Annotated in this window: 16 protein-coding genes; 11 read left to right on the forward strand and 5 right to left on the reverse strand. The window is 60.6% G+C overall.

Annotation, left to right across the window (positions count from 1 at the left end):
• Positions 1–10: 10 nt before the first annotated feature.
• Together WNY80_RS08245 and WNY80_RS08250 are read right to left on the reverse strand one after the other, a co-directional pair.
• On the reverse strand, positions 11–1,255 hold the full coding sequence (locus tag WNY80_RS08245; RefSeq protein ID WP_342886862.1) for an FAD-dependent oxidoreductase: 1,245 nt from the start codon (positions 1,253–1,255) through the stop codon (positions 11–13).
• A complete protein-coding gene (locus WNY80_RS08250; protein WP_342886863.1) occupies positions 1,252–2,193 on the reverse strand; it encodes a rhodanese-related sulfurtransferase in 942 nt (313 codons plus the stop codon). Before WNY80_RS08250 ends, WNY80_RS08245 begins: the two co-directional genes overlap by 4 nt.
• A gap of 132 nt (positions 2,194–2,325) precedes the next feature.
• Here WNY80_RS08250 and WNY80_RS08255 point away from each other — a divergent pair, with 132 nt between their 5' ends.
• The 8 genes from WNY80_RS08255 to WNY80_RS08290 all read left to right on the forward strand — a co-directional run bounded on the left by WNY80_RS08255 (position 2,326) and on the right by WNY80_RS08290 (position 11,582).
• Positions 2,326–2,964, forward strand: coding sequence for a 2-dehydro-3-deoxy-phosphogluconate aldolase (locus WNY80_RS08255; RefSeq protein ID WP_342886864.1), 639 nt, complete (start codon positions 2,326–2,328; stop codon positions 2,962–2,964).
• Positions 2,965–3,138: 174 nt separating this feature from the next.
• Complete coding sequence (locus WNY80_RS08260) at positions 3,139–3,837, forward strand: tellurite resistance TerB family protein (RefSeq protein WP_342886865.1); 699 nt, start codon at positions 3,139–3,141, stop codon at positions 3,835–3,837.
• A 15-nt stretch (positions 3,838–3,852) separates the two neighbouring features.
• A complete protein-coding gene (locus tag WNY80_RS08265; RefSeq protein ID WP_342886866.1) occupies positions 3,853–5,646 on the forward strand; it encodes an ATP-binding protein in 1,794 nt (597 codons plus the stop codon).
• Positions 5,647–5,715: 69 nt separating this feature from the next.
• The gene (locus WNY80_RS08270) at positions 5,716–7,083 is read left to right on the forward strand and encodes a sigma-54 dependent transcriptional regulator (protein ID WP_342886867.1); all 1,368 of its coding nucleotides are present in this window, start codon (positions 5,716–5,718) and stop codon (positions 7,081–7,083) included.
• Between the two features lie 287 nt (positions 7,084–7,370).
• Positions 7,371–8,375, forward strand: a complete 1,005-nt coding sequence (locus WNY80_RS08275; protein ID WP_342886868.1) for a DctP family TRAP transporter solute-binding subunit — start codon at positions 7,371–7,373, stop codon at positions 8,373–8,375.
• Positions 8,376–8,456: 81 nt separating this feature from the next.
• Positions 8,457–9,137, forward strand: a complete 681-nt coding sequence (locus WNY80_RS08280) for a TRAP transporter small permease (RefSeq protein WP_342886869.1) — start codon at positions 8,457–8,459, stop codon at positions 9,135–9,137.
• Between the two features lie 6 nt (positions 9,138–9,143).
• Entirely contained in the window at positions 9,144–10,760 is a 1,617-nt protein-coding gene (locus WNY80_RS08285) for a TRAP transporter large permease (protein WP_342886870.1), read from the forward strand.
• 201 nt (positions 10,761–10,961) lie between these two features.
• Entirely contained in the window at positions 10,962–11,582 is a 621-nt protein-coding gene (locus WNY80_RS08290) for a LysE family translocator (protein WP_342886871.1), read from the forward strand.
• A 204-nt stretch (positions 11,583–11,786) separates the two neighbouring features.
• Here WNY80_RS08290 and WNY80_RS08295 read toward each other — a convergent pair whose 3' ends face one another.
• Positions 11,787–12,965: a pyridoxal phosphate-dependent aminotransferase gene (locus tag WNY80_RS08295; protein ID WP_342886872.1), complete on the reverse strand. Its 1,179-nt coding sequence runs from the start codon at positions 12,963–12,965 to the stop codon at positions 11,787–11,789.
• A gap of 84 nt (positions 12,966–13,049) precedes the next feature.
• Between WNY80_RS08295 and WNY80_RS08300 the strand changes: the two genes are divergently transcribed.
• From WNY80_RS08300 to WNY80_RS08310, 3 genes are all read left to right on the forward strand, one after another.
• Positions 13,050–13,727 (forward strand): GNAT family protein, encoded by a 678-nt coding sequence (locus tag WNY80_RS08300; protein ID WP_342886873.1) that lies wholly within the window; start codon positions 13,050–13,052, stop codon positions 13,725–13,727.
• The gene (locus WNY80_RS08305) at positions 13,724–14,218 is read left to right on the forward strand and encodes a GNAT family N-acetyltransferase (protein WP_342886874.1); all 495 of its coding nucleotides are present in this window, start codon (positions 13,724–13,726) and stop codon (positions 14,216–14,218) included. Before WNY80_RS08300 ends, WNY80_RS08305 begins: the two co-directional genes overlap by 4 nt.
• 75 nt (positions 14,219–14,293) lie before the next feature.
• Positions 14,294–14,524 carry a hypothetical protein gene (locus WNY80_RS08310; protein ID WP_342886875.1) on the forward strand — a complete coding sequence of 77 codons (231 nt, stop codon included), beginning with the start codon at positions 14,294–14,296 and terminating at the stop codon, positions 14,522–14,524.
• Here WNY80_RS08310 and WNY80_RS08315 read toward each other — a convergent pair whose 3' ends face one another.
• Together WNY80_RS08315 and WNY80_RS08320 are read right to left on the reverse strand one after the other, a co-directional pair.
• Positions 14,525–15,562 (reverse strand): nickel/cobalt transporter, encoded by a 1,038-nt coding sequence (locus tag WNY80_RS08315; protein ID WP_342886876.1) that lies wholly within the window; start codon positions 15,560–15,562, stop codon positions 14,525–14,527.
• Positions 15,559–16,218 (reverse strand): DUF1007 family protein, encoded by a 660-nt coding sequence (locus tag WNY80_RS08320; RefSeq protein ID WP_342886877.1) that lies wholly within the window; start codon positions 16,216–16,218, stop codon positions 15,559–15,561. Before WNY80_RS08320 ends, WNY80_RS08315 begins: the two co-directional genes overlap by 4 nt.
• Between the last annotated feature and the right edge of the window lie 72 nt (positions 16,219–16,290).

Consider the following 16,290-nt stretch of genomic DNA (forward strand, 5'->3'; position numbering starts at 1 on the left):
GTAGAGGGGGTCAGAAACGGTCGGGCCGGCAGGCCGAAATGTCAATACTCGGAGTCCGGTGGGACAGAAGATCCGCGACGAGACGTCCCATCGCTGCCGACTGGGTCAATCCAAGGTGGCCGTTGCCGAAGGCCAGCAAAATGGAGGGATCTTCGGGGAGGGTGCCGATCACCGGCAGACTGTCCGGAATCGACGGCCTGAACCCCATCCATTCAGTACCGCCGCCGGTTTTCAGTCCGGGGAGAAAGGTTGCAGCCTTTTCGAGCATGGATTTCGAGCGGGCGTAATTGGGCGGCAAATCGAGCCCGCCGAGTTCGACCGCGCCGCCAACCCGCAGACCGGTTTCCAATGGCGTGATGACAAAACCATGATTGCCGAAGATCAGTTGCCGCTTGAGATCGAATGCATCCCGGGGAAGCGTGGTGTTGTAACCGCGCTCGGTATCAAGCGGGATGCGGAGCCGGGTGACCGGGTTGATCAGGCGTGTCGACCAGGCCCCGGCGCAGATAACGATGCGGTCGGCCTCGTGCGTGGTACTGTCGGCAAGCCTGATCAAGGGGCCTTTTTCGGAGTGCTCCAGCCCGGCAACCTCTGCCTTTTCGAAGACGGCACCGTTGCGTTCGGCATGGGCCCACAGCGCCTGGGCAAAGGCCTGTGGTTCGGAGACGGTTTTCCAGCCGGGGACGAAAGTGCCGGCGACAAAACGCGATGACAGGCCGGGCTGAAGCTCGGCCAGGCGGCTGCCGCGGACATGCTCGAAGGCGATGCCTGCCTGTTCGCGCTGCCGCCATCCGCTGGCCGCGGCGTCGAACTCGGCTTCGCTTTCGTAAAGCTCCAGTGATCCGTCATGGCGGACCATCCCGGCAATGCCGGCCCGGTCGACCAGCGCCATCATCTCGGATTCAGCCAGCCGCATCAACGCTGTCTGGGTTGCGATGGAAGCCTGGTAGCGAGCCGGCAGGCTGGCTTTCCAGAACTGCCACAACCAGGGTGCCAGCCGTGGCAGGTAGGATGGACGGATCGTCAGCGGGCCGAGCGGATCTAGCAGCCATTTCGGCGCCTTGCGCAGGATCTTGGGCGAGGCCAGCGGCATGATGTCGGAGAATGCAAGTGCCGCAGCATTGCCCTTGCTGGTTTCCTGCGCCAGGCCGGACCGGTCGATTACCGTGACCTTGTGCCCGGCTTCTGCCAGCTGTGCTGCGGTGGCTATGCCGACCACGCCAGCGCCAACGATGATGATCCGGTTGGTGCTCATGCGTCTTCGGTGCCGGCGTTGGCGGCTGCGCGGTCAGCCAGCATCTGCCGGTGACGCATGCGGAAGCGTTCGCGGTCTTCCTCGCTGCGGCTGTGATAGCAGTGCGGACAGGAAGCGCCTTCCTCATAAAGCGGTGATGCCTGTTCTTCGGGCGTTACCGGATTGCGGCAGGCGCGGCAGAGAATTTCATCGCTTTCGCGAAGGCCGTGGGTGACCGCGACGCGTTCGTCAAACACGAAACAGGAGCCTTGCCACAGGCTTTCTTCCTCCGGCACATTCTCCAGGTACTTCAGAATTCCGCCCTTGAGATGGTAGACGTTTTCATAGCCTCTGGCGCGCATGAAGGCGGTCGCCTTTTCGCAGCGGATGCCTCCGGTGCAAAACATGGCGATGGGCTTGCTCTTGTCTTCGATTCCGGCATTTTCCACCCATTCGGGGAACTCCCGGAAAGTGCTGGTCTCGGGGTTGACCGCACCCTTGAAGGTTCCAATGCCGACCTCATAGTCATTGCGGGTGTCGATCACGATGGTATCGGGGTCCGAAATAAGCTTGTTCCAGTCTTCCGGATCGACATAGGCACCGACGCCTTCCAAGGGATCGATGTCGGGCACGCCCATCGTGACGATCTCCTTCTTCAGGCGGACCTTCATGCGCCTGAACGGCATCCTGTGGGCACTGCTTTCCTTGTGCTCCAGCGCCTCGAGACCTGGAATTGCCCGAAGATGCGCGAGCACCGCATCGATGGCGGAGCGGGAACCGGCAATGGTGCCGTTGACGCCTTCGCGGGCCAGCAGCAAAGTGCCCCTGACGCCCTGTTGCACACACAGATCGGCCAAGGGCGGCTGCAGCGCCTCATGGTCGGCGAGGCGTGCGAAATGGTAGAGCGCGGCGACAACAACCGGCTGGTTCGGAACAGGTGTTTTTGCAGGTGTCTTCATGTCAGCGGGAATAGCGCGTTCGTGCAATTCAGGCAATCGGTCTGTGGCGTCCACATGACCTTGCAGCATGGACAAGCTTTGGCCGAAAGGCTATTCCGGGGCTCCAGTTGATGACGCGAAAGGACAAGCGCCATGGGTGACAAAACCCAAGCCCTCATTTCCATTCTGAAATTGCAGCCTGTCGTGCCCGTGCTCGTCATCAAGGATCTCGCCCATGCGGTGCCGCTGGCGCGTGCCCTGGTCGCGGGTGGCCTGAAAGCCATCGAGATCACCATGAGAACGCCGGTGGCGCTGCAGGCCATTCGTGCCGTGGCTGACGAGGTTGAAGGCGCTGTTCCGGGCGCAGGTACGGTGCTCAATGCGAAGCAGTACCACCAGGCGGTCGAGGCCGGGTCGCAGTTCATCGTTTCGCCCGGCACGACGCTTGAACTGCTGGATGTCGCCCGCAAGTCGCCGGTGCCATTGTTGCCGGGTGCAGCAACCCCCAGCGAGGTGATGGCGCTGAAGGAAGAGGGCTACCAGGTTCTCAAGTTCTTCCCGGCAGAACAGGCCGGCGGGGCGGCCTACCTCAAGTCGCTTTCATCGCCGCTGGCCGGAATGCTGTTCTGCCCGACCGGCGGGATCACGCCGGACAATGCGCGCGATTATCTCTCGCTGCCCAACGTGGTTTGCGTCGGTGGTTCCTGGGTTGCGCCTACGGCGCTGGTTGAAGCCGGTGACTGGGACGGCATCACCCGGCTGGCGATGGAAGCATCGCGGCTTGCGGCCTAGGGCTGGATCTCCCAAACTTGCGATCGAGCTACGGGATCACCGGTCATGACTTATGGCCGGTGTGAAACGGCGTTTGCCGTGAGAACGGTTTGAAACCGGGAACCTGAATTCCTATCTGAATCTGGAAGTGACCGGACGGCACTGCCACACTGAGGAAGACAAGGACCCACTACCATGTTCGATCCCAAAGCCCTGCTTGACCAGTTTCTCGGTTCCACCATTCCCGGAACCCAGGGCACAGTGCGTGACAAGGCCGGCCAGGCGACGAAGCTTGCCAAGGACAATCCGCTTGCGGCAGGCGCAATCGTTGCCGTTCTTCTGGGGACCGGAGCAGGCCGGGCCATCGGCGGATCGGCCCTGAAACTTGGCGGCATGGCGGCCATAGCCAGCCTTGGCTATCAGGCATGGAAAAACTATCAGGCAGGCAAGGCTCCGGGTGCAGGCGAAACAGGCGGGCAGCCCGAAGTGCTGGCGCCGCCATCGGACTCGGATTTTTCGGCCGAGCCGGCGCGCGTTGACAGTGATTTTGCGCTTTCGCTGATCAGGGTGATGATCGCCGCTGCCCGTGCGGATGGTCATGTGGATGATGCCGAGCGTGCCCGCATTCACGACAAGCTGGCGCTGTCGGGACTGGGTGAGGACGCCATCGCCTTCCTTGATGAGGAATTGTCCAAGCCTGTCGATATGGACGGGATCGTCGCGGCTGCCGTTAGCGAAGCGCAGAAAATCGAGATGTTTACCGCTGCGCGGCTCGCCATCGAGCCGGACAATCGCGCGGAACGCGGCTTCCTTGATCTGCTGGCCGGTCGTCTCGGGCTTGCAGATCCTCTGGTTGACCACATCGAGGCAACAGTTGCGGCTGCAAAGGTCTGAACCTAAAGTCCGGCGATGCAATCACGCGTCGCCATCGAGAAACAATTCCGCCTGACCAGAATCGGTCTTTTTGTCGTCTGGGCGATCCTGTCGGCGACGGGTGTGGCGTGGCTGGTCAGCTCGGCCAAGGAACGGGCGCTTTCCGACGTCATGCAGAAGGCTGGCGAAACGCTGTCGGTGCAAACCGAGATTCTCTCAGGCGTGCTCGACAAGTACCGCTTGCTGCCACCGCTGCTGTCACGCCAATCGTCGATCCGCGCACTATTCGTGCGGGACGTCGAGGGCAACGCCCAGTCGGTTGACGCGCGCCGGGTGGCGGAGGCGACAAGCAGCATGTCGGCGGCCATGGATGTGGCGTTTTTCTTCCCCGACGGCGAAATGCTGGCCAATGCACGGGGCACGTTTGCCCAGCGCGCCGAAGGCCTGCCGCAATTGATCGCGGTTGCCTTGCAAGGGCGGCTGGGCCGGGCAGCACTGTCAAACAGCCAGGGCGAGCGGACTTACGCATTTTCTTCCGGCGTGCGCCGCGATGGAAAATTCGTCGGCGTTGTCATCGTCTATGTCGATTTCTACCGGGTCGAAGCGGCCTGGGCGCTGTCGGCGCGCCGGATATTCGTGACCGACAAATCCGGCACGGTGTTTCTTGCCAATGATCCCGGCTGGCGGCTCAAATCCCTGTCGGACCTGCGCCAGACCGGAGAGGTTGACCGCTACCTGATCAATGGCCGGCTTGAAGAGCGGCTCGATCTGGTGCGCCGCTTGCCATTGCTCGAGTGGGATCTGCATGTGCTCGCCGATCCTGCCCCGGTTGCCGCGGCACGGCTCAGTGCGGCAACAATTGCAACATTGCTCAGTCTGCTGGTTGGCATGATCGCCCTTGCCGCACTTCGGCGCAACGAGGGTTTGACCATCAAGGCCCGCAGGGACCGGGCGATTGCGCTCAGGCTCGAACGGGTGGTGCGGGACCGGACGCGGGCGCTGTCGATCACCAACGCCTCGCTCAGCAAGGAAGTCGAGGTTCGCCGCGAGGCAGAAGAGCGTTTGCGCAAGACGCAGGACGAACTGGTTCAAACCGCCAAGCTTGCCGCCCTCGGCCAGATGTCGACCGCGCTGAGCCATGAGTACAATCAGCCGCTTGCCGCCATACGGTCGTATGCCGACAACGCATTGCGGTTTCTCGACAGAGGTGCGCTGTCGGAGGTGTCGGGCAACCTGTCGCGCATCAACGGCCTGGTCGAACGAATGGCAGAACTGTCGAGAACGCTGCTGTCATTCTCGCGCAAACCCGGAGCCACCATCGGGCCGGTGCCGCTCGGCACGGTTGTCGACGAAGCGTTGTTGCTGGCACGGCCTCGTGCCCGTGCGGCGGGGGTTGCCTCCATTCGCGTCGGCGACGGGGTGGCGGGAGTTCATGTGCTGGGTGGCCGGATCAGGCTCGGGCAGGTGTTCGTCAACCTTGTCAACAACGCGGTCGATGCCTTGTCGGGACAGGCTGATGCATGGGTGGAAATCGATGCGCGGCGGGAAGGGGACCGCGTTGTGGTCACGGTCATCGACAATGGTCCGGGCGTCGAGCCGGAGCAGTTGCCGAAAGTGTTCGAACCGTTCTTCACCACCAAGGGGGTCGGAGAAGGGATCGGTATCGGGCTCTCCATCGTGGACAACATCATCCGGGATTTCGGTGGTACGATCATGGTGGTCAACAGGCCCGAGGGCGGGGCGTGCTTCACGATCAACCTGCAGGCGGCCGAGTCCGATGCCGGGATTTCCGGTGTTCAGGCGCCGGCAACCGCCGGTGCCGATGCATGATGAAACTGGACAAGAGGGCGGCTTCATGATTTCAGGCGTTGCAAACATGAAGCCGGGAGGGGCCCGATTTTGGAAGACAGTTCCGCGCTGAGGCCGCAGGACAGGGTCGTGCATCTGGTCGATGACGATGCCGATCTGAGGCATGCGCTCAAGCAATCGCTGGAACTTGAGGGCTTGAGTGTGTGCTGTCACACCGGCGCCGAGGCTGTTGCCGATCTGCCGCTGCGCAGCCTGTATGGCGTTGTCGTGTCCGATATCCGGATGCCGGGCATGGATGGATTGACGCTGATGCGCCGCATATTGGGGGTCGATCCGACCCTGCCGGTGGTGCTGATCACCGGGCATGGCGATGTGCAGATGGCGGTGGAGGCAATGCGCGCTGGCGCCTACGATTTCATAGAAAAGCCGTTTGCCGCCAACCGCCTGTTCTCGGTGGTGGAGCGGGCGCTCGAAAAACGCCGGCTTGTGCTGGAAAACCGGTCGCTGCGCAATGCGCTTGACGGCAGTGACGACCTCTCGTCCAGGCTGGTTGGGCGCAATCCTGCAATCCAGCGTTTGCGGGCGCAGATCTCCGCGGTTGCCGACACCGATGCCGATGTGCTGATCACCGGTGAAACCGGAACCGGCAAGGAAGTTGTCGCACGGGCACTTCATGATTTCGGGCCGCGCAGCAAGGGCAATTTCGTTGCTATCAATTGCGCTGCCCTGCCGGCTGAAATTTTCGAGTCCGAATTGTTTGGCCATGAAGCCGGTGCGTTTACCGGGGCGCAGAAACTCAGGATCGGGAAACTAGAGCACGCCAATGGCGGTACGGTGTTCCTGGACGAGATTGAATCGATGCCTATCGACCTGCAGGCCAAGCTGCTGCGCGCGATCGAGGGGCGGTCGATCGAGCGGCTCGGCTCGAACCGGCAAGTGGCGCTCGATGTGCGCTTTGTCGCGGCGACGAAGGCCGATCTGAACAACAACCCGGCCGTCCGGACGGACCTGTATTACCGGCTCAATGTGATCACCCTGGAAATTCCGCCCCTGAGGACACGCAGGGACGACATTCCACTGCTGTTCTTTCATCTGGCGCGCGAAGCCCGGGCCCGCTACCGTCGCGAAATTCCGGAGATCACGCCGCAGATCGAATCCGGACTGCTTGCGCATGACTGGCCGGGCAATGTGCGTGAATTGCGAAACGTCGCCGACCGGTTCGTGCTGGGCATGTGGGCGGGCTTCGGATCGGAGCCAAATGAAGCCCCGGCAATTGGAACCGGCAGTCTTTCGGAACGGATGGATGCCTTTGAAAGCGCGGTCATCAGGGCGGAGATCAGCCGCAATGGCGGCGCGCTGAAGCCGACCTATGAAAATCTCGGTGTTTCCCGCAAGGGACTGTACGAGAAAATGCGGCGGTTGGGCATTTCCTCGGGCAACGGTTCTGATGGGTCGTAAATTACCCATCTGAGACCCTGTGAGGGTTGTCCGGTGCCCCACGGGATGCGCGATCCGGGCGCGTTTTCTACATTCCACATGATTTGTTGGCGGTTTTCCGTCGTTTCCGCGTCTCCGGCCCTTGCGGGCAAAGTTGGCACGGGGTTTGCTCCGGGATACAGTTGAATGCGATGGACGGGAGGACATCGTAAGGAGCATGCCGGGTCAACGGTCGCTCTTTCTGGTATTCTCCGGTCTCCGCTTCGCCAGACAAGTTCCGGGCATAATGCCCCAGTGGAGGATATCTCATGAAAAAGCTTCTTCTCGGCGCCGTTTCCGCCGCCGCTCTCCTTTTCACCGCCAATGCCGCTTCGGCCAATTGCGATGATGGCGAAATGGTCATCAAGTTCAGCCATGTCGTGGCTGCAACCGGTCACCCCAAGGGCGATGCCGCAACCCTGCTGGCCGAACGGGTCAACAAGGAGATGAACGGCAAGGCCTGCATGGAAGTGTTCGCCAACTCGACCCTGTTCGATGACGACAAGGTTCTCGAAGCCCTGCTTCTCGGCGATGTCCAGCTTGCAGCGCCTTCGCTTTCGAAGTTCGAAGCCTACACGCTCAAGTATCGCCTGTTCGACCTGCCGTTCCTGTTCTCGAGCCTCAAGGCTGTTGACACGTTCACCCAGTCGGATGCCGGCAAGGGCCTGCTGACGGTGATGGAAGACGTCGGTTACACCGGCCTGGGGTACTGGTCGTCGGGCCTCAAGCAGTTCTCGGCCAACAAGCCGCTGCTGACACCGTCGGATGCCAACGGCCTGAAATTCCGCGTTCAGACCTCTGATGTCGCGGTGGCGATGATCGAAGCGATGGGCGGCTCGGCCCAGAAGCTGGCGTTCAAGGAAGTCTATGGCGCGCTTCAGACCGGTGTTGTCGACGGGCAGGAAAACTCCTGGTCGAACATCTACACCCAGAAGTTCTTCGAAGTGCAGGATGGCGTGACCGAAACCAACCACCAGCTTCTGGCCTACCTGCTGGTGACATCGACCGAATGGCTCAACAGCCTTGACGCCGATGTGCGCGACCAGTTCGTCAAGATCGCCAACGAAGTGACAATCGAAGCAAATGCGTCGGTTGCCGCAAAGGAAGCTGCCAACCGCCAGAACATTCTGGATGCCGGCGGTACCATCCGCGAGCTGAGCGCCGAGCAGCGCAAGGCGTGGGTTGATACCATGAAGCCGGTCTGGACCAAGTTCGAAGGCGACATCGGCGCCGATCTGATCGAAGCCGCAGTGGCCTCAAACGACGCCAACTGACCAAGCAGGGAGGATCCGGAGGGGAACCTCCGGATCCGCCCGACTGCCAGGTGACGGCATCCGGCGAACCGGGGGGACGCAATGAACACTTACTTGCCTTATCTCATCATGGGTGCGGTGATCGCGCTGTTCTGGATCGCGGAACGGCGTAATCCGGACTCCGTCACCCGGTTTGAAGAAAATGTACTGGCGGTGCTCCTGGCGCTGATCACGATCGTCTCCTTTACTCAGGTGGTTGCCCGATATGGCTTCAACAGCGGCTGGACCGGCGCGCTTGAGCTGACCCGGATCCTGTTTGCCTGGATGATCCTTTTCGGCATGAGCTACGGCCTGAAGCAGGGGATGCATCTCGGGGTTGATGCGCTGCTGCGGCTGTTTCCAAAGCCGCTGTTCAGGTTCTTTGCGATCTTCGGCGCGGCTTGCGCCTTTCTCTATGCGGCCATCCTGATCAACTCGGCCTGGCTCGGGATCTTCGGCGCGGACACCAATGGCGGCGCAATGGTCTACTGGTCGAAAATGTACCAGATCGGCATTGGCCTCGATGATCTGCGGTATCCGGAATGGATGCAGGATGCATTCGGGGTGAAAGAACGCGTGCAGCGCTGGATTGCCTATCTCATTCTCCCCATCGGTCTTGGCCTGTTCGGCTTCCGGGCGCTGCAGGCGATGGTGGCGATATGGCGTGGTGACCGGGAACTGGTCATTGCCGGTCATGAGGCGGAAGACCTCGTTGCCGAAAACCGCAACGTTTTGAAGGACTGACCCGTCATGGAAACCGCAATCCTGTTTGTGCTCGTTCTCGGGCTCCTGTTCGTCGGTGTTCCCGTGGCGGTGTCGCTGGGGCTTTCGTCGATCATCCTGATCGCTTTCTTCTCCACCGATTCAATGTCCTCGGTGGCCATCCAGCTGTTCACGGCTTCGCAAAACTACACATTGCTTGCCATTCCGTTCTTCGTGCTGGCCTCGGCCTTCATGTCGACGGGCGGTGTGGCCAAGCGCATCATCCGCTTTGCCATTGCGACGGTCGGGCATTTCCGCGGCGGGCTGGCCATGGCCAGCGTGCTTGCCTGCATGTTGTTTGCCGCGCTTTCCGGTTCCTCGCCGGCAACCGTGGTCGCGATCGGCACCATTGCCATCGCCGGCATGCGGCAGGTGGGATATTCCAAGGAATTCGCCGCAGGCATCATCGCCAATGCCGGCACGCTCGGCATCCTCATTCCGCCCTCGATCGTGATGGTGGTTTATGCGGCGGCGACGGACGTGTCGGTCGGGCGGATGTTCCTCGCCGGTGTGATCCCGGGGATTGTTGCCGGTCTCATGCTGATGATCGCGATTTACGTGGTGGCGCGGGTCAAGGGACTGCCGGCAGAACCCTGGCGCGGGTTTGGCGAGATCGTCGCCGGCGGCAAGGAAGCCGGCTGGGGCCTGTTCCTGATCATCATCATCATCGGCGGTATCTATGGCGGGGTGTTCACGCCGACAGAAGCTGCTGCCGTGGCCGCGGTCTATTCGTTCTTTATCGCCATCTTCATCTATCGCGACATGGGACCGATGGCTGGAATTACATGGGTCAACGACACGGATTCGCGCCGGGCGCGCGCCGGGTTTTCCGGCGTGGTCTACGCGGTTGCGTTCTATTTCGTCTGGATGATCCTGTCGTTCTTTGCGACCAATGATTCCGACAGCATCACCTTTGTCGGCCGCTCCAATCTCGGGCTTGCCATCTCGTTTGTCATTCTCGTGGCCTACACGGCCTGGCGTGGCGAAAAGGGGATCGCGGGCGTGCCTTCGGCGATCATTGCGGGTTTGCCTGTCTGGGGCCGCAACCTGTCGCTGATGGGGCGCAATTTCGGCAAGGCCTTCTTCAACGAAGACACCCGCAAAGTGATGGTGGACGCATCGAAGACCACCATCATGCTGATGTTCATCATCGTCAACGCGCTGCTGTTTGCGCATGTGCTGACATCGGAACGGATCCCCGATGCGATTACCGAACTGATGCTGGGTTACGGCTTCACTTGGTTCACCTTCCTGATCGCGGTCAACATCCTGCTTTTGATCGGCGGACAGTTCATGGAGCCCTCGGGCCTGCTGCTGATCGTGGCGCCGGTGGTGTTTCCGATCGCGATGGAACTGGGTGTTGATCCTGTGCACCTGGGCATCATCATGGTGGTCAACATGGAAATCGGCATGATCACACCGCCGATCGGGCTGAACCTGTTCGTGACTTCCGGCATCACCGGAATGAGCCTGGTGCAGGTGGTGCGCGCGGCGATGCCGTTCGTGGCGGTGCTGTTCCTGTTCCTGATCCTGGTTACCTATGTTCCGGCACTTTCGACCTGGTTGCCCTACAGCCTGATGGGACCGGAGATCGTCACCAGATAGGCAGTTGGGTGCCTCAACGAGACAAAACCCAAATCCAGACTAACCGGGGCGCGCAAGCGCCCCGCTTTTTTGCCCGGTTTGCAAATTTGGGCGTACTGCGACATCAGTTGGTTCAATCATTGCCTCTGATGACTGGTTTCAGAAAAAGTCATTGATCGTCGCGTTGTCCTTGGCATCGTCCGATGCCATGCTGGCCGCACGATGAGCGATATCAATTTTCCCCTGATCATGACCGCGGCGCTTCTGGCGACTGCCAGTCCCGGACCTTCTAACCTGGCGATTGCCGGCACAGCGATGGGACAGGGGCGAGCGCAGGCGCTTGCGCTGGTGGCGGGTATTATCACCGGTTCCTGGAGCTGGTCGGTGGCTGCCGCACTCGGGCTTGGCGCGGTCATGCAAGCCAATGCGTGGGTGTTTGATTTGTTGCGCTATTGCGGCGCCGGGTACCTGTTGTTTCTGGGTTACAAAAGCGCCCGCAGCGCGATGAATTCCGGGCAGACGAAATTGCGCCCGGTTTCAGCGGGAAGTTTCAGGTCTGCCTATGGCAAGGGACTGGCCATGCATCTGACCAATCCCAAGGCGATCCTGTTTTTCGGAGCACTGTTTTCGGTCGGTGTCCCGGTTTCGGCTTCGCCGCTGGAGATTGCTTCGGTGGTTGTTGCCGTCGGATTGCAGAGCCTGACGGTCTTTGTCGCCTACGCACTGCTGTTTTCGAGCGGGCGGACCGTGGCGGTCTATATGCGCCTCAGGCGCTGGTTCGAGGGCGTGTTCGCAGTTGCCTTCGGCCTCGCCGGAATAACGCTTCTGATCAGAAGGCTGTGATTGCCCCAGCCCGTGGAATGTCTCGTCATCTGGCTCAGGCATCTGGTTGAAGCGTGGAAATTGTGTAACGGCGGGTCAAATCAAGCTATATCGCGTTTACATGTCGTTAACTTATAAAGCGCACCTTGATTATCAGACATGCCACTTCACTCCTCCCAAGAACGGCATGACGGATGAGGGCGGCGAAAGCCGCCCTTTATCTGTTCAGGGCCTGGTTGTTCTCAGGAATTCTCCGACTCGCAAGATTGCACTCTCGATGTTCTTGTCGGAATTGGCACAAGACACGCGGATATAGCCCTCGCCAAGAATACCAAAGTCCGGTCCGCCGATCAGTGCTACTCCCGCTTCTTCAAGAAGTGCGCTTGCAAGCTTCTTTGCTTTCCAGCCGGTCGCGGAGATGTTCGGGAAGGCATAGAACGCTCCCTTGGGCAGGATGCAGGAAACACCGGGCAACTCATTGAGCAGATCGGTGACCAGCTTGCGGCGGCGGTCGAAAGCGGTGAGCATGTCGGCTACCGCATCCTGCGGGCCGTCGATGGCGGCAATGCCGGCAAATTGCGACGGTGCGTTGACGCAGGACCAGCAGTTCACTGCAAGCTTGCGGACATAGCCGATCAGGCTTTCGGGCCAGATCGACCAGCCCATGCGCCAGCCGGTCATGGCCCAGGTCTTGGACCAGCCGTTGAGAACGATCAGCCGGTCGCGGATCTCGGGATAGGTCAGCAGCGAGGTATGTTGTTCGCCGTCATAGGTCATCACATCGTAGATTTCATCGGACAGGATGACGACCTGGGGGTGTGCAGCGAGACCAGCCACAAGCTTGTCGATCTCCGCCTTTGGCGTGACGCCGCCGGTCGGGTTGGCGGGGGAGTTGAGAATCAGCAACCGTGTCTGGGGCGTGATCAGGGCCAGGGTTTCCTCGGCGGAAAAGGCAAATCCGTTTTCCTCGCGCATCGGCACCGGGACCGGGGTCGCTCCGACATGCTCGATCATCGAGCGATAGATCGGGAAACCGGGATCGGGATAGAGGATATCGACACCGGGTTCTCCCAGCATGCGGATGGCTGCGTACATGGTGGGTTTGCCGCCGGGCATGATCATCACGGCGTCCGGAGAGATTACCACGCCGGTCATTGCAAGGGTCCGGCGGCACACAGCCTCGCGGGTCTGCAGCAGGCCGTTGGCAGGTGTGTAACCGTGGTGCCCGTCGCGCAGAGCCTTGATCGCCGCCTCGACGATATGACCTGGCGTTTTGAAATCCGGCTGACCGATGCCGAGATTGAGGATGTCACGACCCTGATTGGCGAGTTCGGTGGCGCGGGCGAGCACGGCGAAGGCGTTTTCCTCGCCAATGCGGTCGAAAGCGGCAACTGGCTTTATCATGGTCATTTTTTCCTGTCCGGGTGGTTGTCTTGTGCTGATAACTCATGTCCTATCCCGGCGCGAAATTCAATTCAGGCGAATTCAATGCACGACTTGAGCAACTGGAAACCCCGTCCCGCACCCGAAGGATTTTCGGTCACCGGAAGGCATGTGATGATCGAACCGTTCCGGCGTGATGTTCACGAGGCGGCGCTGTGGCAGGCGCTCGGAGGAGCGGGCATCAATGATCTCATCCGCTATTTTCCCAACGGACCTTACGAAACGGCCCCCGAACTGGGCGATTCACTGTCGGCCAATGTCAAGGCAGGGGTGGTTGTCTGCGTTTTCCGCAGCCGGAAAACCGGTGACATCGTTGGCATGGCATCGCTGATGCGTGCCGATCCGGCCAACGGGGCCGTCGAGGTCGGTGCGGTTGCACATGGGGCAGCCATGGCGCGTACGCCGATGTCGACGGAGGCGCATTACCTGATGGCGCGGCATGTGTTCGAGGATCTCGACTACCGCCGCTACGAATGGAAATGCCACAATGAAAACGAGCCATCGAAAATCACCGCGAAGCGGCTCGGGTTTCAGTTCGAAGGCGTGTTTCGCCAGCACCTCGTGTCCAAGGGCGGAAACCGCGATACGGCCTGGTTCTCGATAATCGACGGCGAATGGCCGGGCCTCAGACAGGCTTTCGAGGCGTGGCTCGATCCGTCAAATTTCGAACCGGATGGCCGGCAGAAACGACGGCTGGAGGACATACGGGCAGCGCAGGCATGAGGGGCCTGCACCGCGCGTCAGCCAATGACCGGTCACGGATCGAGGATTTCCAGCGTGCGGCCTATGCGCGGACCGAAAGCATCGTCGGTGCGCGTGCCATCCCGCTTGAATGGGACTATGGCCGGATTCTGCAGGAATGCGAAGTCTGGCTCGATGAGCGCGATGGTCTGCTTATGGGCGTGCTCATCCTTCGTATGCTCGAGGGGGCGCTGTTTCTGGAATCGATCGCAACCGCGCCGGAAGTCGCCGGGTCCGGGCTCGGGCGCGCGCTTCTTGAAGCAACGTTCGAACGGGCGCGTGAACTGGGGGTGCACAGGGTTGAACTGATCACCAACAGCCTCAATCCCGCCCTTTCGTGGTACAAGCGAAAGGGCTTCACGGTCGACCTTGAAGAGGTGCAGCCAGGGCGCACGGTCATTCATATGTCGATGCCGGTCCAGGATGGCTTGAACCGGCTGCGGCAGAAAAACGCTGGAAGCCAGTTGTCATAGCTTGACCGCGGGTGTTGCAGTGGTGGTGAAAAGGTCTATCTGGTGCATGATGACCGATTGCAAAGGAACAGCCTCATGAGCGAACCGAAGACATCAAACCGCTCTTCCGCGATTGCCGCAGCGGTGATTCTGCTCGGCACGGGGCTGGTGTTCTATTTCATGCCGGCGATGATGATGTCGCTGTCGGAGATATCGCCCTGGCTGTCCTATGCCCTGGCCGTGGGTTTTGTGCTGGCGTTTTTCGCCGTTTTCTGGTTGCGCGGCAAGCGCCAGCAGAAAAACGAGGATACGCGCAAGCAGGACTAATCAGGCCTGCAAAGACGCGGCAAGCAACAGCAATCCAAGCGCGAACACGGTTGCCGCGCCGAGAATTTCGATTGCTGTCCCGACCATGCCTCCCATGGAAGCACCCGCCAGACGCACTGCTGCGCCCTTGGCCATGACCGCTATGGTCGCAAGGGCCGAGACCGTGATCGCAGTGCCGAGTGCCATGGCGAAGGCGGAGGCAATTCCTGCCAGCCAAAGCCCGTTCAACATGGAGAAGGTGAGCACGATGAGCGCCCCCGAGCAGGGTCGCAGCCCGACCGCCACGACGGCACTCCAGGCTTCACGCACACTGAAATCACGACCCGAAATCAGCTTGGGATCGGGCAAATGTGCATGGCCGCAGGTCGCACAGACCTCTCCCTCGGCGTGGTCATGGTGCTCATGGCCGTGCCCGTGATGATGGTCATGATGATGATCGTGACCGGTACCGTGGTGCAGATGCGTGTGCTGTCCGGCAGCGGCGGCCGGTACCTGGCTGGCACGCAAGGCAAGCAGTTTCCGCGTTAGCAGCCAGAGACCGAAAGCGGTAATCAGGGCGTAGCTGGCTATCTCCATGAAATGTGTGGCCTGGGTCATGGAGACTGAAAGGCCACGCAGCGCATAGTAGGCGACGCCAACCACGGTTACCGCGGTAATCGCCTGCAGCATCGAAGAGAGCAGGGCCAGAACCACGCCGCGCCTCAGCGCGACTTCGTTGGCGATCATGTAGGAAGAAATCACGGCCTTGCCGTGGCCGGGGCCGGCGGCATGAAACACGCCGTAGAGGAACGACAGGCTGACCAGCCCCCACATCTGCCAGGGATCTGACCGCATGGCCTTCAAGGCGCCGGTGAGGGACCGGTAAAACGCCTGCTGCTGCTGATTGACCCAGTTCAGCATGGAGCCGCCAAAACCTGTCGGTGTGATCGCCGGCTCGGCCGAACCGATGCCCAGCGAGGATTGGGCGTGGGCGGCTCCTGCCAACAGGGCAAGCGCAATGGATGCCGCCAGAAAAATACGCGCGGAACTCGATTTCATGAACAGTCAAGCTCCAACCGGGTGGCAAGCAGTTTTGACAGATCGCTGCTTTGAGTGGTCTCGAAAAAGGCTTCCGTCAGCGATGCCTGGTTCTGGGCGATAATCTCGTCGGGATCCGGCCGCACCACCGTGCGTGTGCAGTGTTCAGCGGCACCGCCGGTCACCATCATGTCTTCATCGTTGATGAAATCGAGCGCCGCATACATTGTCGGGTCAAACACGCCGACGGCGATTTTGCCGTTCAGCAGAATCTGCTTTTCCGGAATGACCGCGAAGAACATCAGCAACTGTCCGTCCTGGAAATCGACCTTGATGGCTTCGGGGAGAGAAATGCCCGCATCCTTACCGTCGACGGAGACGTTGATGTAGTAATCAAACTCGGCCAGCGACTGGGTGACCATGTCGCTTATCTTGGCGAGTTCGCCGGCGTCGAGCTGGAGATCGGAGTTTTCGTCAAAATCGAGCACGACGCTCGAGGAAAAGACCTCGTCGAACCGCCAGACGTTGCGCAGTTCGGTCACGCGCCCGTCAGCCGAAGTCTCGATCTCGAGCCGAGCTTCGGCAAATACGTGGGGATGGGCCGATGCCGCGGTTGGCAGCATGAGGCTCGCGAACATCGCCATGGCCGATAATCGCCACATCATAGGATTGCTCATTGTTTTCCGACTGGTCCGAGGAGTTCGTTCAAGTCCCGTCGCATCAAATATGGACGAAATTTCGACGCAGGC

Origin of the sequence: Hoeflea sp. AS16 (genome assembly GCF_038900095.1) — a bacterium.
GTDB lineage: Bacteria > Pseudomonadota > Alphaproteobacteria > Rhizobiales > Rhizobiaceae > Hoeflea.

What these genes read in the sequence shown, in the direction of transcription:
- WNY80_RS08280 (WP_342886869.1), top strand. Translation starts at nt 8,457, where the DNA reads ATGAACACTTACTTGCCTTATCTCATCATGGGTGCGGTGATCGCGCTG.
- WNY80_RS08320 (WP_342886877.1), bottom strand. Translation starts at nt 16,218, where the DNA reads ATGAGCAATCCTATGATGTGGCGATTATCGGCCATGGCGATGTTCGCG.
- WNY80_RS08250 (WP_342886863.1), bottom strand. Translation starts at nt 2,193, where the DNA reads ATGAAGACACCTGCAAAAACACCTGTTCCGAACCAGCCGGTTGTTGTC.
- WNY80_RS08285 (WP_342886870.1), top strand. Translation starts at nt 9,144, where the DNA reads ATGGAAACCGCAATCCTGTTTGTGCTCGTTCTCGGGCTCCTGTTCGTC.
- WNY80_RS08310 (WP_342886875.1), top strand. Translation starts at nt 14,294, where the DNA reads ATGAGCGAACCGAAGACATCAAACCGCTCTTCCGCGATTGCCGCAGCG.
- WNY80_RS08265 (WP_342886866.1), top strand. Translation starts at nt 3,853, where the DNA reads ATGCAATCACGCGTCGCCATCGAGAAACAATTCCGCCTGACCAGAATC.
- WNY80_RS08305 (WP_342886874.1), top strand. Translation starts at nt 13,724, where the DNA reads ATGAGGGGCCTGCACCGCGCGTCAGCCAATGACCGGTCACGGATCGAG.
- WNY80_RS08245 (WP_342886862.1), bottom strand. Translation starts at nt 1,255, where the DNA reads ATGAGCACCAACCGGATCATCATCGTTGGCGCTGGCGTGGTCGGCATA.
- WNY80_RS08290 (WP_342886871.1), top strand. Translation starts at nt 10,962, where the DNA reads ATGAGCGATATCAATTTTCCCCTGATCATGACCGCGGCGCTTCTGGCG.
- WNY80_RS08275 (WP_342886868.1), top strand. Translation starts at nt 7,371, where the DNA reads ATGAAAAAGCTTCTTCTCGGCGCCGTTTCCGCCGCCGCTCTCCTTTTC.
- WNY80_RS08255 (WP_342886864.1), top strand. Translation starts at nt 2,326, where the DNA reads ATGGGTGACAAAACCCAAGCCCTCATTTCCATTCTGAAATTGCAGCCT.
- WNY80_RS08295 (WP_342886872.1), bottom strand. Translation starts at nt 12,965, where the DNA reads ATGATAAAGCCAGTTGCCGCTTTCGACCGCATTGGCGAGGAAAACGCC.
- WNY80_RS08300 (WP_342886873.1), top strand. Translation starts at nt 13,050, where the DNA reads ATGCACGACTTGAGCAACTGGAAACCCCGTCCCGCACCCGAAGGATTT.
- WNY80_RS08260 (WP_342886865.1), top strand. Translation starts at nt 3,139, where the DNA reads ATGTTCGATCCCAAAGCCCTGCTTGACCAGTTTCTCGGTTCCACCATT.
- WNY80_RS08315 (WP_342886876.1), bottom strand. Translation starts at nt 15,562, where the DNA reads ATGAAATCGAGTTCCGCGCGTATTTTTCTGGCGGCATCCATTGCGCTT.